This is a genomic window from Acinetobacter haemolyticus CIP 64.3 = MTCC 9819, assembly GCF_000369065.1.
In the GTDB taxonomy this organism is placed as follows: domain Bacteria; phylum Pseudomonadota; class Gammaproteobacteria; order Pseudomonadales; family Moraxellaceae; genus Acinetobacter; species Acinetobacter haemolyticus.
In genome coordinates this window covers 211,798-228,557 of record NZ_KB849799.1, presented here as the reverse complement: position 1 = coordinate 228,557, position 16,760 = coordinate 211,798, and the positions used below count along the sequence as shown (strand labels likewise).

9 protein-coding genes, 1 pseudogene and 1 other annotated feature are annotated in these 16,760 nt (G+C 35.6%); of the genes and pseudogenes, 4 read left to right on the top strand and 6 right to left on the bottom strand.

Features of this window, described 5'->3' with window-relative positions; all coding sequences use genetic code 11:
* Positions 1 to 50 precede the first annotated feature (50 nt).
* A protein-coding gene (locus F927_RS01155; protein ID WP_111841931.1) for an IS3 family transposase occupies positions 51 to 1,270 on the top strand; the annotation gives its coding sequence in 2 pieces (ribosomal slippage) (positions 51 to 327 and positions 327 to 1,270; 1,221 coding nt in all).
* Positions 326 to 442, top strand: a sequence feature (AL1L pseudoknot). Its footprint overlaps the gene before it by 117 nt.
* A gap of 40 nt (positions 1,271 to 1,310) precedes the next feature.
* Here the strand turns inward: F927_RS01155 and F927_RS01150 are convergent.
* From F927_RS01150 to F927_RS01125, 4 genes are all read right to left on the bottom strand, one after another.
* Positions 1,311 to 5,321, bottom strand: a complete 4,011-nt coding sequence (locus F927_RS01150) for an AAA domain-containing protein (protein ID WP_005080746.1) — start codon at positions 5,319 to 5,321, stop codon at positions 1,311 to 1,313.
* Between the two features lie 493 nt (positions 5,322 to 5,814).
* The gene (locus tag F927_RS01145) at positions 5,815 to 6,348 is read right to left on the bottom strand and encodes a hypothetical protein (protein WP_017394490.1); all 534 of its coding nucleotides are present in this window, start codon (positions 6,346 to 6,348) and stop codon (positions 5,815 to 5,817) included.
* Between the two features lie 1,028 nt (positions 6,349 to 7,376).
* A complete protein-coding gene (locus F927_RS01130; RefSeq protein WP_005080738.1) occupies positions 7,377 to 11,810 on the bottom strand; it encodes an RHS repeat-associated core domain-containing protein in 4,434 nt (1,477 codons plus the stop codon).
* A gap of 22 nt (positions 11,811 to 11,832) precedes the next feature.
* Entirely contained in the window at positions 11,833 to 12,765 is a 933-nt protein-coding gene (locus tag F927_RS01125; RefSeq protein ID WP_020846310.1) for an IS5-like element IS17 family transposase, read from the bottom strand.
* 503 nt (positions 12,766 to 13,268) lie between these two features.
* Between F927_RS01125 and F927_RS01120 the strand changes: the two genes are divergently transcribed.
* Entirely contained in the window at positions 13,269 to 13,664 is a 396-nt protein-coding gene (locus F927_RS01120) for a transposase family protein (RefSeq protein ID WP_017394652.1), read from the top strand.
* Positions 13,612 to 14,082, top strand: coding sequence for an IS5/IS1182 family transposase (locus tag F927_RS01115; protein WP_005080732.1), 471 nt, complete (start codon positions 13,612 to 13,614; stop codon positions 14,080 to 14,082). The genes F927_RS01120 and F927_RS01115 overlap by 53 nt, the downstream gene beginning before the upstream one ends.
* Positions 14,083 to 14,203: 121 nt before the next feature.
* Here the strand turns inward: F927_RS01115 and F927_RS01110 are convergent, their stop codons facing one another.
* Together F927_RS01110 and F927_RS01105 are read right to left on the bottom strand one after the other, a co-directional pair.
* A complete protein-coding gene (locus F927_RS01110; protein ID WP_005080730.1) occupies positions 14,204 to 15,406 on the bottom strand; it encodes an MFS transporter in 1,203 nt (400 codons plus the stop codon).
* A gap of 121 nt (positions 15,407 to 15,527) precedes the next feature.
* Positions 15,528 to 15,977 carry a TetR family transcriptional regulator C-terminal domain-containing protein gene (locus tag F927_RS01105; RefSeq protein WP_005080728.1) on the bottom strand — a complete coding sequence of 150 codons (450 nt, stop codon included), beginning with the start codon at positions 15,975 to 15,977 and terminating at the stop codon, positions 15,528 to 15,530.
* A gap of 41 nt (positions 15,978 to 16,018) precedes the next feature.
* Between F927_RS01105 and F927_RS16985 the strand changes: the two are divergent.
* Positions 16,019 to 16,760 (top strand): annotated as a pseudogene (locus F927_RS16985) (IS4-like element ISAba33 family transposase); the annotation flags it as partial.

The window sequence follows — 16,760 nt, the reverse complement described above, 5'->3', positions numbered from 1 at the left end:
TGAACCGTACCGGGTTTGTCGGAGACCAAGCTTTCTGAGAGAATGTCCCGATGAAAAAAGTAAAATATACCCCTGAAATCAGAGAAAGAGCGGTTCAATTATTGATTGAATCCGAGAAAGATTATCCATCGAATTGGGCTGCGATCACCGCTATTGCTCCCAAGATAGGTTGTACTCCTGAAACTCTACGTGTTTGGTATCAAAAATATTTAGATAAACAAAACCCAATTAAAGTACAGCAACTTTCAGATCAAGAACGTATTAAACAACTCGAACGTGAAAATAAAGAACTGCAACGTGCTAACGAAATTCTACGTAAAGCAGCCGCTTTTTTCGCCCAGGCGGAGCTCGACCGCCCACACAAATAATGGTAGATTTCATCCATAACAATAAGGCGTTATATGGTGTTGAGGCGATTTGCAGGATTTTACCGATCGCGGCTTCTACCTATTATCGAACACTAGATTTCGTTGAAAACCCAGAACATCGAGCAAAGCGAGATCTACATGACTTGCATCATGCTGAACAAATTAAACGAATTTGGAAGGAAAGTTCAGGTCGATATGGTGTGCGTAAAGTTTGGCAAAAATTGAAACGTGAAGGCTATGTTATTGCTCGCTGTACAGTTGCTCGATTGATGCAAAAACTAGGTATACAAGGTGTTTGGCGTGGTAAGAATAAACAAACTACCCGTAGCCGAGAGGATCAAAAACGAGCAGATGACTTGGTGAAACGCAATTTTAGTGCTGATCATCCTGACCAGCTATGGGTCGCTGACTTCACGTATATTCAAACAAATTCAGGCTGGGTTTATACTGCATTTATTATTGATGTCTTCTCACGAGCAATTGTTGGATGGAAAGTATCGACACGGATGAATACAGATATGGTGCTCGATGCACTTGAGCAAGCGTTACATGCTCGAGACATGCCAAAGAATGTGATTCACCATAGTGACAGAGGGGTTCAATATCTTTCCATTCGCTATACCAATCGTTTAGAAGCAGCAAATTTACGAGCATCAGTCGGTACGACCGGTGATTCATACGATAATGCTTTGGCTGAAACAGTGAATGGCTTATACAAAACAGAGGTGATTGAATATTTAAAAGCAGATTGGCAAGGTTTAGCGGATGTACAACTTGCGACATTAAATTGGGTAGATTGGTTCAATAAAGAGCGTGTACATAGTGCACTAGGTTATGTGCCACCTTTTGATTTTGAAGCAATGTACTATGATAAAATTAATCCGTTAGGTCAGGTGGCCTAACTTAAATAAAAAGTCTCCGACAAACCCGGTACGGTTCAAATTATATCGCTGAAAAAGCCTTTACAGATAGGTTTGTGCAACAAAGCCGTTCAAAATCTATTATGGTATTAGATGAAATTTCTACATTGAACTCATTGACACTTTGGTTGCGAATTGATGCTTCAAGTTCTCGGATTTGAGCAGCTAAGTCGAAATCAATGGTTTTATTCAGTGTGTTTGAATTATCAACTTCATTAATATTCTTAGAGATCTTTTTCAGACGAATTAAATCATCGATTTGCTTAAATAGCTGAAGTTCAAGCTCGACCACTTTGACCATCACTTCGGATTGTAAACCTAATGCTGTAGCCAAAGAAGAAATACGAGTTTTCATCTCTGCTAAAAAGAGTTCACGTTTTTGGGTGGTGATTGCCTTTGAAAACACATCTTTTAAACCATCTGAAACTGTGTTTTCACGATTACTAAATCGAACAACTTCAAGTGGTGTTTCCAAACGAGCACAGTGTTTACGAATACGCTCTGCAGCATTATTTACTGCCTCATGTGACTGACTCACCAAAAGAATATTTTTTACATTTTGCTTTTCAATCAAATAGTGTACAAATGCTGCAATAAATTCAGTTTTACCTGTGCCTGGTGGACCTTGTAACAATGAAAGTGGACCACTATTGATCAATCTTTGAAAAGCTTTTTTTTGCTGAAGGTTTAGACTAATTTGATTGCCATGATCATCTTTTCGGTTATAACGATCGAAATCTTCATCTTTAACTTTTATGTCATAATAATTAGCTGTTAGCTTACATTCTGGATCAAACAATTCAGCCAAATCTGAAATAATGCTCTGTTTATTTAGAATACGTTCAATTGCGTATTTACGTTTTCTTAATGATGCATTACTTTGCATCGAGCGAAAATAAATCACACTCCCTTCTTCTGGAGGATAGCGAGTATTTCTGACCTTAGTAATATGTACTTCATGAAGATTCGATGCCTTTAAATCCACCTCACCCAATTTAAACTCTTTTGTAAATTCTTTTGCTAATTCATCATCGTATTCAATATCTTCTATTTTTTTCCCCTCAGCCTTCAAAGCCTTGTGGTCTATTTTGTTAATAAATGCAAACACCTTATCTGTATCTGAATCATCAAAACTTTCTAAAGGATCCTTTACTGCATCGTAAGGGCATATAAAAGTATTGTCTTTCACAAATGCTGTGTCTTTAAGCTCAATTGATGGTGAGGCATCAATTTCTGCATCTAAAATCGCAGTCCATAATTTATGGGTATCCAGTTTTTTTGATGCCTGTTTTAAAGGAATATCCTGTCGCTGATTTTCAGGGGAATCGCTCGAAATAACAATTGGTTGTATAGATAGCTCAGGAAGAATACCTTCTTCAAGCAATTGAAAAGCATCATTTTTTTCAAATAATGGTGTTTCATTCTTTTTCTGATCTGTTTGTAGTCGTTTAGCTATATGTTCTTTAAGCGCAGAGTCTACAATGTCGATAAAGTCGGTTTGTGTATTAAGAAAATTGACAAGCTCAGTATAGTTACGTTGATCAGATGCCTTGATCTGTATTTCAACATTTAAGCTTGCTTGGCTATTCTCTTTTTCTTTTGCTGATAGATAATCTTTTTTACGAGGGGCCATACCACCAAAGATTGATCTGTTACCGCGACTTGAATCATATTGCAATGAATATGTGCCACCAATTCCATTAAACGTTAAGCTCGCTATATGCTCATGTCCCTCAGTACGAGCTGATATCCCAACATACATCTGCATATTTTCAGGATAAATCGTAAAACTTTCGCTCACACGATTATCATATACAGTAATAATTTTCTTGGATTTATGACCTAACCTATCAAAAGCTTGCTTAAATCTCGCAATTCCTTTGAAGCCAAATTCTTCATCTTTCAATTCATTCTGAATTGCTTCAGCCAATATTGGATAATTTTCTGATCCCTCACCAAAATTAAAGCATAGAATCTCGCTCGCCAATTTCATCACTGCATAATTATCACGCTGATAAGCATCAACATCGTATTGCTCTGGTGCATATTGAGTATTTCTAGATTCTTCTCCAGATAAATTAAAATCTGGTATATCAATCAGGTAGATTTGCCCACTATTTTTATCTAATAAAATGTTCTCATCGTGCAAATCACCATGTGATACGTGAGCTTCGTGTAAATCATCAATCGCTGAAATGAGTTTCCCAATATCCGCTAACCGTTCTTCATTGCTTATGTCACAATTCACATCCGCATATTGCTGATATTTCTGACGCCAAGATTGGCTATCAGCAAGATATTCTGTCACAAGATATAGACTTGAAGATTTTTGTGCAATTCCAAAGTCTTCTATTCGTGGAATATATGGAGAATTGATAGCTTTTAGCTTTTCAATTTTCTTGATGAATTTATGTATTTGAAAACCTTCTAAATCGGAGGCGTTAATACCACCAGTGTTGAGCCAGGCCTTAACAAGCAATCCGTTAGAGCAGTACACTTCCTTTTCATCAGTTTCAACAAAGAAATCTATGTCATCGTCAGGTTTAAATTGACGAGAATGATTAATACTATTGCGATATGGCTCTATTAAATTTGCATCGAAAGTGATTATTTCAGCACGCTTAGGCTCTGCCGCATGAAATGCTGTAGTAAATTCCGAGGCATCTTTAAAGCTCTTGTTATAAATTGCGTTATAAAGTACCGGAGCATAGAACGCAGCACTATTTTTTAAGTTATTTTGTAATGACTGTAGACTGCCTTCTGAAATACGCTCCTTATGTAACAGATGCCAAAGCATAATTGCCAAAGCATAAACATCAGACTCAAAGGGTGTGTTGAATTTTGGATTCTCACTTTCAGTTCCGACTGCTTCTATTGCACCGACAGCCAGTTGCTCACGATAATCACCTACTGTTCCTGCAGGTTTAAAATACGCACATGCCAAATTAGAGATTACAACTGATTTCGATTGAGAGAGCCACAAACTATGAGAATTAATATCACGGTGTGCAACTGTTACCTTATGTAATGATTCAAATTGCGACATTATGATCTTAGCAATTTCAAGTAAATCTATTTCGCTATATAAACTTGCATATTTACCAATAAATTCGTTAAAACGAAAATGATTAGTCGGAAACTCAAACAATTCTGCACTTGTCGTAGTAACCTCATCTTGGTCAAACGGGGTCAATGACCTCAAACAATGGTTCCAAAGTTCTTGGTTATGAGTTTTTAAATATTGCAGAACATTGCGCTCTCTTGAAACTATTTGTCCTCGTCCATCTGGAGTTAATCCTTTCACCCCTGATACTTTACTAAAGTCCCACCAGCGAAGGAGTGCTTCATTTTTAAATTGCCCTTTGGTGACTGCATAATATTCTTTATAAATGCCGTTTGGATGATCAAAAATCGTATCTGCAGCTGTATAACCACCAACATTCAATGACCTAGCATTAGTTTGATTTCCCAAAAATAATTCATCAAATATATCGAAATCTTTATTTACCGTACGTTGCATCGGGTGGGTTATCGGAAATTTATCGTTGAACTCAGATGTATTGGCAAGTTTTAAGAAGTCATCCAGTGAAATTGTAAATTCTTTATCAACACCCTGTAGCTGACTAAAGTCTGCATTACCAGTCATCACAACAAAATATTTAATGAATGGTACTCGCCCTTTGTTTGTAAATTTATTCTTATATTTTTCTAATTTGTTCTGTAATGTAAATACCTTGTTCTTTGTCACTGATACAGGAGAAGTCCCCATATCGCGATCACCTTTATACCAACGACCATTAACAGAAGTAACAGGTTGATGATTCCAATCTTTAAGCTCAACAATGATCACATTGCAATGCGTCACAATAACAAGATCGAATTCACCTTCTTTACCTTTTGAATTAGTAAAGCGAAATCCCGCATAACCTTTCCATGGAAACATCTTGCCCTGTTTAGTAAAAGCAGCTCTAATTTTTTCGATAGCGATGATTTCTTGCGATTGAAGACCGCCTTCCCAAATTTTTATGTCCAAAATACCCTCTTAAAATCTCAAAGTTGAAATTTATTAAATACTTACAATGAAGTCACTATAAATTGCTAAAAGAAATTTTTCTATCAGTATTTAGAATTAAATATTCAGCTATTTTTTCGTGGATGTTAAGAAATCAAGTACGGACAGTAACCACTAAAAAAGAAGAGTCTTTAGAACTTTTTGTAGACTTTAATTTTAGAAAATATTGTATTACAGGACAGGTTCATGAACCAATCAAACCTATATATAAGTATATAATTACATAAAATATTAATTTTATTGAATTTTAACAATATAATTAATTATGAAGTAGACTTTAGGTAAACATAAGTTAAATAAATAACACCTGCCACTTTGTTCATTATTTCTGATATAGGTTAAAGCCCAACCTGCTTTTAGTCAAGGTTAAGAAATCTGAGCATATAATTAACAATGCAATTCTTAGTGAAAGGCCCCCAAATATATTGAAGGCCCTGTTAAAATTTTTTAAATATTAAACCTTGAAAACATTTGTTTGTTCGACTACATGATCAGAGTAAGCACTTGAATATTCAATTAAATAGTCTGTCTTCAATGCTATTCCTTCAATTAGAACAGGATCTTCTTCACTGTCAATATAAGCGTTATTATCTATGAGATAGTGAACATCAGCGTAAAAGTAAAAATTAAATTTCTCATGAATCTTACTTAATTTATCGCCAATATGGTATTCGTCAAAAAGTGCACCTTTATAGCCAGAATACAATTGGATAGATTCTAACTCAGAACTATCTCCATTAAAGACTAATACTACTGAATCATTCCAATAACAATAGTTAAAGTTATACTGAATCTGAGTGATTTCATTAAATTCTTTTTGTTCGTACACCCTCCAAAAATTATCACCTATAGATTCTGCAAGATAGTCATTAATAAATAGATGTACAGTTTGCTCCAAGAAATCAGCATATTGCATTCCTAGACGAAACCCAGCAGCACCTTCGTTTGGGTTAATTGGTGCATATAGATCAGGAGTTAAATTCTTCATTTCCAAATTTTTCATTTTGATATTTCAATGTTTGCCCATTTGGGTTTAGGTAAATGTGGTTTGATGTAATAGCCCCTAGTTTAAAAGTGCTATTTAGATTAATAATTCTAAACTGAGTTCTATCATGCATTCCTATTTTATAATACATATCTCCACTCTTAGTATGCATTCCATCTTCTTAATGATATTCTATTTCCCTAATTCCTTACTCATTATGGACATTTTATCATCAAAAAATTCTCCCTCAAGCAATTAGAAAATCTTATGCCGAATAGCCAGTACCACAGTAATAAGTAACAGTGTTGATAGAAATGAAAGAGCACTTGCTGCAAAGATTAAATCTATTGCACGTGAATTTAAAGATAATCGCTCATCCAAAACAAAATGTACATCTCGGCCATTTAAATAAAATAATAATGACAGAGACATCCATACAAATGAAAATACAAATATGAAGCAGATTAATGCTAAATATCTTAACTTCCAACCTCTCCTATATAAAAACACCCAAACACAAATAAAATTATCAAGAAAATACCAAAATTTAAACTAGATATGATTTCCTCTTTAGAATAGTAGTGTGTATTCCCACACAACTATTCTATTAATTTGCATAAGAAGATGGTATATATAACAACAACCTAATAATATTCTTCATTATTCCATTAATTTAAAATCAAAAAACGTTATTTCTTGCTGCCCATACGGCCATAATTAAGGATAAGGTGGTTAACAAACTAAAAATAAAAGACATAAACAAAGCATACATTGCTAATTGATTAGGTCCGTTAATTGAAAAAAAACTCATATGGACCCAATCATCAGGAAATAAAATTGAAAAAACAAATAAAGATAGTAAAAAACTAAAAGAAAAACAGAGTGGTGTCAAATATCTAAGCTTCCATTTTGTCTTGTGTACAAAATACCCGACTATTAATAAGACTACAAAAAAAATACCAAAATTTAAAATAGACATGATTTCCTCTTTAAAATAGTAGTGTGTTTTCATACACTACTATTTAATTAATTTATAAAGGCAAACGACACTTATACGTACAACTTAGCTGAAGACTACCACCAGAATTAAAATAGATTGTTACGCCTGTACTGCTATACACACCATTAATATACATATCGACGTATCCAGCACGATATCCATTATCTTGATAACCTTTAAAACCTAAATAATCAGATCCTTGAGGTAATCCTACTCGATTAGATTCTCCACCACCGTATCTAGATGATGAATTCCGCTCATTAATATCATTTAATATTAAATTCGTAGTTTTTTTCCCAATGAGCATATTACCTGTTAGAACAACTCCAGCAGGAGTTGTTACTTCTCTGATCTTGTTGACTTTAGTACTTTGCGCCATATTTTTGACTGCGTTTAAACCTTTTAGACCCCACTGCTTTATAACAGATGTACCTTGTGGAATAGCTGTAGGTACAGCTTTACTAACAACATGTACATCCGCTGCTATAAATGCAGCTTTACCAATACCACCAAAAACAGCGCCTACAACCATTTGTTGCCCTAATTTTTTTATGGAGAAAGAATTAGAAAAATTATTAACCATTCCGGCTGCTCCAGTATTATCACTATAAGCATCATATACAGCCCCGATAAAAGTTTCTCCAGTATAAAATATACCTCCAATCACTGCTCCGACTCCCATTGCAATTAAGATTGGATTCTCACCTGTCATATCGACATACATCACAGGATTGTTCAATGCATAAGCATATGGGTTTAAGCCACCAGCTAAACCAATCGGATCTGGCTCCATATATCGGCCTAATTCAGGGTTATAGAAGCGATTATGATTATAAAATTGACCAGTAGAAGCATCATAATAATGTCCAGGAAAACGTAGATTGAATGTGATAGTACCTACAGGATTACCGAGACCAAATGCAGTACTATCCCAGCTCCACACAACATTACTATTACTACTATCAATCAGTCGACGAGGAGTATTTTGAACATCGGTGACGATATAATAAATCTTTGTCGCCGCCCCACTACCATAAACTGCTGCAACTGGTTTATCCCCTAACCAAATATATTCGACTAGTGGAATTCCTGCCGCTGTATACTCACCAAGTAAATGGCCTTTTTCATCATAAGTGAATTGAATTGCTGTATTTATCCATGAACTTGTTAAACCACTTAAAGTTCGTTCATCATTGGCGTTATAACTCATATAACGACTAATGTTTGTTGAAGTCCCTTCACCTCGACGTCGCCCAGCATAATCGTAACTTGGGACAATTGAACCAAGATATAGCTCTGCATTTGCAGTGTAATTAACAGGCTGAGCTACTCCATTTTTGGTCAGTGAGGTAAGCTTGTTACCTGTATAGCCATAATCAACAGTTGCAACAGATTGTAGGTGATTGCCTGAAGCTCGTAGAGTCAAGCGATTTCCATTCTTATCATAGGTATAGGTGATTGCGTAGACAGAGCTTGCACCATTACTTCGACTTTCTGACAGTATACGTTGTTGTGAATCATAGCTAAAATTATCAGTTAAATTATTGTTTCGCTTAATACTTATAATACGTCCATCATGATCAAAGCTATAATTGAGGCTATAAGTAATCGTTCCACTACTATTTTTATTACTGATCTGATTAATCGCACCATTTTTAGCTGAACTATAAGCCCATGTATAACTGCCAGCATTACTTCCCCATGTCCAGCCCGTCATTTGACCACTTAAGTCATAACCAATGTTACTTAATAAAGCAGTCCCATCTAAAGTTAAACCTGTGAGCTGTCCTTTTGATGTGTTGTCATAACTATAAGCAAGCTTACGTCCAGAAGGTAAAGTTATACCAGTGAGTTTGTCGCCAAGACTCCATGTATAAGTGTTTGATAAAGTATTTGTGTTAGTGCCAAATGTGGTTAAAGCTTTATTTGACTGGCTTTTGCTAATGACGCGATCGTATAAATCATAGCTATAACTATTGTCAACTCCATAAGGTTTATTGGTTGTTATTTTATCTAATCGACTATAGCGGCTTGAGTCAAAAGTATATGTATCATCATAACTCAACATATCAGGTGTGCTAGAGCTACTATTTTGGCATTGAATACTTTTATTTCGCCCAATTTCATCTATATTTGAAAAACTACATTTTCGATTACCATATGTACTCTGAATTAGCTGATCGGCTTCATTATAGCTATAGCTCTTTGTACCATAGTCCTTATTGCTTTCTTGAACCAGCACATTCCCATTACGATAAAGATACGGATTTGTTCCAGATGATAATGCATCAAGCGATGTCGTTAGATTATCTAACGCATCATAGCTTTTAGTATCCGTATTTCCTGCGCCATCTGTATGACTGATATTACGATTCAGTGCATCATAAGCCCAGTTCTCGGTAATCCCTTGTGCGGTCTTTGTTTGAACTACATTACCATTTGCATCATAACTTAGTGTTTTCCAGTTTGACGTAGCGTCGGTTCCAACTTGTACTTTATTGACTCGCCCATTTACATCTAATGTCTGATACAAACCTTTAAATACCGTAGCAGAAGAGCTATCTTTTAACTCGTCACTATTAAGAGTGTTATTATTGAAATAGGTTTTTATATTGACACTACCATCCGCATAAATCCTTTTAATCATACGGCCTAAGCTATCGTAATAAAAACTTGTCTTTTCACCATCCTCATTTACAGTGCTTGTTAGTTGCCCTAGTGCATCATAATCATACGAAACAGTTTTACCTGTGATGGTTCCTGTAGTGGAACCACTTCCTAGAACAACTCTACTCAGGCTACCATCGAGATTGTAATCGTATTTTTCAACCATTCCATTTGGATAGACAATTCGTTCAGGCTGCCCAAATGAATTATATCCAACGTATTGTTCTGTCCTTTGAACACCATTAACTGTGCTAAAAACGGTCGCCAAATTACCATAATTATCATAGCTATAGTTTATTTTATCCAAAGTACCAGCACGCGGACCATCCTCACTACTTAACAAGCCATTATTGGACTGAGTGATATCGCTAAAATAAGTATATGTTGTTACCTTCGTCGTACTTTGTGCCTGATTCGATGATTGACTTTGTTTTACAACTTGCCCTTTCTCATTTACTTCATTTGTTATTGTAAAATTAGAAGTCCTAATGGTTGTGGGAATATTAAACCTATTCTCTGTCCCATTCGACAATACACCATAAATATAATTTGTTGTCCTACTAATACTTGAAGCAGATGCTTCAACTATCTGCAAAATACGATTCAATCCGTCAAAAGCGTAAGCTGTAGTATTACCATTTTGATCTGTAATTTGTGTTGGATGAATTTCACTTGGTGCATACACAACACTCTTAATAGGCCGATTATCTCGTGTTGTTAAACATGGATAGCCAGATATATCAATAACGGTCTTATTGTCTGGATGTGATGTATTAATTGTAGTGTTTGCTGATTGACTACCATCAGGAGAAAAAAGCATTGAAATCTTACTGGAATTCTGCACATCATCATAAGTTGTCGTAGTATTTAATACTTTGCTTCCACTAACGCCGAGATTTGACTGCAAAATAACTTTTACTGCAGAGATTGTTTTATAAATTCCGCTAGTAGCTACAACTACACTTGGATACTGAACTTTCCAGGTCTGCCTAATTTGATTAGAATTATCTATAACTGTTTTTAATATTGGTCGCTGGGCTGCAACTTCTGGATTGGCTATGTTATTTTCTAATGCTGCGGCATAATGGGATAATGACAAGGCAGAATCATATACATAGACTTCTTTTCTACTATTTTTAGTGTTCTTTATTTGGGTAAGTTGAGGATAACCTGTTATACCTGCTTGTATTGAAGAATATGAAAAATCATATTTTTGATTATCTCCTTGAGTCCCACTATTAAGACTTACAGAAGTAACGTGGGAACCATTCCTAACTAAAGATAACTTATTGTTTTTGTTATCAGCAACTTGTATTAGATTAAGTTGGGTATCATAACTCAAATTTACTGTATTCCCATTTGGATATGTAATTTTATTGAATCTAAATAAAATTTCATTATTAATAGACTTAGAAACTGTCGCACTGTAAACAACTCCAGCCCTAACAACGGTCATTGAGTTAGACCCAATAGCAAATTGAATTTCACCAAAATCTTTGGAAGCATAACCACCAAAAGATCCTTCTCCAGGCAACCTTGATGCTTCAAGCTCGGAAGAAGTATACAGACGATATAACGCTCGATTTTCCTCACGCACATCAGGCTCGGGATAACCAATTTCTGTAAAATCTGTAGGCCCATTTTTAAAATAATAACGATGGCTATCATTTGGCAATTTAATTACATAGTTTGTAATAGGAATAAAATATCCACCTTTGGTTAGATAAGTACCATAAAATACGTTAACAAAGCCATCATAGTTATCAGAGGTTTTGTTGCACAAAGATTTGAAATGCAAAGCGCCCCTAATTGAGCCAAATTTAAGGCGTAACTTGGGTAAGTGGTCGACCTAATTCCGTAAACCTGTTGAGGACTGCTACACGTGCATGAATTTCATTCACCTGACTAGGAAAGCTTCTTGCCATTAATTTATCGCCTAATAATTTAATGCAATGCATCTTGGTTTCCACCAAACTTCGTCGATGATAGCCTGACCATTTTTTCCATAGTCTCCTGCCTAAACGTTTAACTGTTCGAAGTAATTCATTTCGTTCTAGCGAGCTGATCTTTGTATCTTTCCATGGTTTCGCATTTTTTCTAGGTGGAATCACCGCATGCGCTTGCCGATCTGCAATGACCTGACGGCATTGCTTGGTGTCATAAGCTCCATCGGTATAAACAGAGTCAATCTGCTCATCTTGTGGAATCTGATCGAGTAAATCACCAAGCACTTGTGAATCACTGACATTATTTGTAGTGAGTTGAATAGCGCGTATTTGAAGGGTTTCAGCATCTATACCAATATGTAGTTTACGCCATTGGCGACGATATTCAGGTCCATGTTTCTTGCGTTTCCATTCGCCCTCACCTAGAAACTTCATGCCTGTAGAGTCTATGAGTAGATGCAGCCCATCGCTACTTTTTTGGTAGCTGATTGCAATATCAATATGCTTTTGTCTTCTACAAAGCGTACTGTAATCTGGTGCGGTCCAATTTAATCCACAAAGTTTAATCAGACTTTGCACAAAGCCAGTGACCATACGTAAAGATAGACGGAATAAGGATTTAATCATTAAGCAGCATTGGATAGCTGCGTCGGAGTAGGTTTGATTTCGCCCTTGTTTGCCTTTTGATGGAGCATACCATTGCGTAGCAGGATCAAACCAAATGGCAATATTTCCGCGACTCATGAGTGCTCGGTTATATGCGGGCCAATTGGTTGTGCGGTAGATTTTGTGTGTAGGCTTCTTCATTTGAAAATTATATCGCTGAAAAAGCTTTTACAGATAGGTTTGTGCAACAAAGCCAATTTAAATTACAACTTGGGTATTACGGGTTTACCTAATTTGATGATTTTTTTAATATCGTTACACATGCATGTACTTCATTGACCTGACTCTTGAAACTTTTCGGCTCAACTTTTCCCTATTTTACATGCTGTCCTACCTAGAGTTCTTAGCAATTCTTTAGCTCTAATGAATGAGCCTCGAATTACTCCATAATACAATTTAGGTTCATCATCTTCATCAATAGCATCTTCGATACGATGCAATACTTCTTTTAATAAGATCGCAGAATTTGCATTTGGTAGATAAAAGTATTTATAGTAATTCTCATTAAATTTTCTACAAATTCCAGCTAATTAAATACAGGGCTGATTTAATTCTATTAGATCTCTTTCATAAATCAAAAAACGACCTATCTATTGCTGATTATTTGTACCGAAGAATCTTAAACATTCATGCATAATCTTTGAATGAAATACATCGATTCAAAGAAGCTTTCTGAAACACAGTTTAAGCGATATACCAGCATCTCATGGTCAACCTTTAATTTAATGGTTGAGCAATTGAAAATGCATGTTCCTGCCAAAGGTAGACCACCTAAATTAAGCCAAGAAGATCAGATTCTCTTATGCTTAAGCTATTGGCGTGAATACCGAACATTATTCCATGTTGCAACAAGTTATGGCGTGTCAGAGCCCACTGCTTCAAGAATCGTACACCATGTAGAGGACTGCCTCATCAAGTCCAATTTATTTAATTTACCAAAACATTTGCCTGAAGGCGAAGGTATTGACTGGAATGTTGTGATCGTAGATGCCACAGAAATTCCAATACAAAGGCCTAAAAAAACAGAAGAAAAGCTATAGTGGTAAGAAGAAGGCACATACTTTCAAAGTTCAAGCCATTGTTCATTATAAAACTCAGCAAATTCTGAGTTTATGCACAAGTCGTGGTGCTGTACATGATTTCGAACTTTTCAAACGCAATTTGAATCAGATTCCTGCAGGTGCCTTTATCCTTGCAGATAAGGGTTATCAAGGGATTTACACAGTGTATCGGAATAGCCTATTGCCATTAAAAGCAAAAAAACGTTGCAAACTAGATCCTGAGCTAAAGCTTTACAATCGAGAAATTAACAAAAGAAGAATTGGCATTGAGCATGTATTTGGCAGTTTGAAAACCTTCAAAATCCTTGCTGAGCGATATCGCAATCGAGGAAAAAGATTGGGATTGAGGTTCAATCTAATTGCTGGGATCTATAATTTGGAACTGAGCAAAAAATGATTTATGAAAGAGGTCTATTATCTGACATTATTTATTCCTTATAAAATTATTTGTAATCTAAATAGTCAATAAACACTGAGTTGAGAAGACACAACCTAGTGTCTAAAGCTAATAACAAATTTTATCTATTTCTGAATCCATGTGCTTTAGCTTGTAATACAGCATAGACTGAAATTATTGATAAAATACACATTGCTATTGTGAATGATGATGGGCCGATTTTTTGAAGTAATACACCACCTAGCAACCCTCCTCCAGCAACAGCCAAATTAAAGACAGTAACTAACATAGACTGAGCTACATCAGCACCTTCACCAGCTGTGTCAGCAATTGCTGTTTGCAATAAAGTTGGAGCTCCACCAAAAGTTATACCCCATAATGCGATACCACTAAGTACTAACCAAGCATAGTTACCATTACCACCTAACCCTATTAGAATGGCAGCAACAGTAAAGCCCGCTAAACTTAGCAAAGTTAATAGGCGTAATGATCTATCCACCCAAACACCAGTAACCCAAATCCCAATGATTGAAGATACACCGAATAACAAAAGGACTAGATCTACCCGATCACCAAGACCTACCGAGGTTAAATAAGGTGAAATAAAGGTATACAAAACATTATGTGCAAGTATCCACAAGAAGATTACAGCTAATACTGAGCGAATACCTGGATGTAAAAATATCTCTTTGATCGACTGGCGTTTTTCTGCAACCTGTCCAGAAACGTTTGGAATTGCAACTCTAATCCAAATTAATAGAAGTAACGCGAGTAGAGAAATGATCCAAAATACACCTCTCCAACCAAACATACTTCCCATCCAAGTCCCCAAAGGTACTCCCATACATAAAGCAATTGGTTGTCCTACACCAACAATAGCCAATGCTCGCCCCTGTAAGTTAGAGACCATACTTCTAGCATAACCTGCCAGTACTCCCCAAATAATTCCTGCTGACATCCCCGCGATAAAACGAGCAACTAACACAACAATATAGCTAGAAGATAAAGCCGTTAAGGTATTGAAAATTAATAGTCCGCTTATTGCCATTAAGAATAATGGTCTTCTAGACCAACTGCGAGTAGCAGCAACGACAGGAATAGCAGCTATTACAGAACCTAGAGCGTAAACAGATACTAATTGTCCTGCTAAAGCTTCTGTTACCTGTAAATCTCTACTAATCAAAGGTAATAAACCAGCTGGAATTGTTTCTGTCATAATCGTAATAAAACCAGCAAGCGTAAATGCCAGAAGTTTTAAAATTGGAATATTTTCTTTAGTATTTTCAAATTCAGCCGCACTTAATGTCTTGTTTTGTATATTCATGTCTAATTTGCTTTAACCTAGATCAATTATTAAAGATGAGTCACACTATTTTGGAATGATCATTCCAGAATAGTGTAAAAAAAAACCACCCTTTCTGAAAGTGATTTTTAACAATTAAAAATTAAATTGCACTCATTGCCACATTTACAATATCAACTAATTTTGCTGAAAGCCCTTTTTTACTATTCCCCTTACTAAAAACACGTATTCCTTGAATTGTACTAACAATAAATCTAGCTAATATCTCAGGATTTTTACTAGGGTCAATTTCACCATTAGTTTGTCCATGCTTCAGCAAAGTACAAATAGCTTTTTCCATTCTTTGTAAGTTCTTTTCTACTAATTCGGCTATCCCCTCATCATATCGAGCCATTTCCAAAGATGCATTAGCTACCATACACCCCATATTCTCAACGTCATTAATTTCATCTGAGACAATTTTCATAAGCAAACGTAGAATTAAGTCTTTAGCTTTCCCTTCTTCAGACAATATAGCTATATTATCAGCGGTTATTTCGTAATAACGTTTTAAAGAAAATTCCTTTGTACACGACAAAAAAAGATAACTCATTGAAATAATGGCATAATACTTGTTTTCTGACGACGAATATGATGACACATTTCAATGAGTTACATCTCATCTTAAACAAATATCTAAAGTGGAACAAGTCACATGCAAAATGTTTTACACTGATTATGCTTGCATTAATTGTAAAACAGACATGTAATCTTTCTTCTGCATCTAAAGCCTTACCCATCAAGTGCTTACCACAATCATTTTATCGACGTATACAACGCTTCTTTGCAGATCAGTATTTCGATTATCGTCAAATTTCTCAGTTAATTTTCAATATATTTTCATTCGATAAAGTCCAATTAACTTTGGATAGAACTAATTGGAAATGGGGAAAACGAGATATTAATATCTTGATGTTAGCCATCGTCTATCGTGGAATAGCGATACCTATTGTTTGGACATTGCTCAATAAACGTGGAAATTCAGATACAAAAGAGCGTATTGCTTTGATTCAACGCTTTATCTCCATTTTTGGTAAAGATCGTATTGTGAATGTGTTTGCAGACAGAGAATTTATCGGTGAGAAATGGTTTACATGGTTAATTGAAAATGACATTAACTTCTGTATACGTGTTAAAAAAACTTTATTGTGACCAATCACTTAGCCAAGAATCATAAAATTAGTGATTTATTTCGTCATCTTCAAGTTGGTCAAACTGAATGTCGTAAACGACGTATTTGGGTTGGTCGAGTGAAACTGTATATTAGTGCGCTACGATTAGAAGATGGAGAGCTTTTACTTGTTGTTTCTCCTATGTTTAATGCTTCTGCTATTCG

Excerpts from the sequence above, each read along its gene's own strand:
- F927_RS01145 (WP_017394490.1), bottom strand. The coding sequence starts at position 6,348 with ATGAAGAATTTAACTCCTGATCTATATGCACCAATTAACCCAAACGAA.
- F927_RS01125 (WP_020846310.1), bottom strand. The coding sequence starts at position 12,765 with ATGAAGAAGCCTACACACAAAATCTACCGCACAACCAATTGGCCCGCA.
- F927_RS01120 (WP_017394652.1), top strand. The coding sequence starts at position 13,269 with ATGAAATACATCGATTCAAAGAAGCTTTCTGAAACACAGTTTAAGCGA.
- F927_RS01115 (WP_005080732.1), top strand. The coding sequence starts at position 13,612 with ATGCCACAGAAATTCCAATACAAAGGCCTAAAAAAACAGAAGAAAAGC.
- F927_RS01110 (WP_005080730.1), bottom strand. The coding sequence starts at position 15,406 with ATGAATATACAAAACAAGACATTAAGTGCGGCTGAATTTGAAAATACT.
- F927_RS01105 (WP_005080728.1), bottom strand. The coding sequence starts at position 15,977 with ATGAGTTATCTTTTTTTGTCGTGTACAAAGGAATTTTCTTTAAAACGT.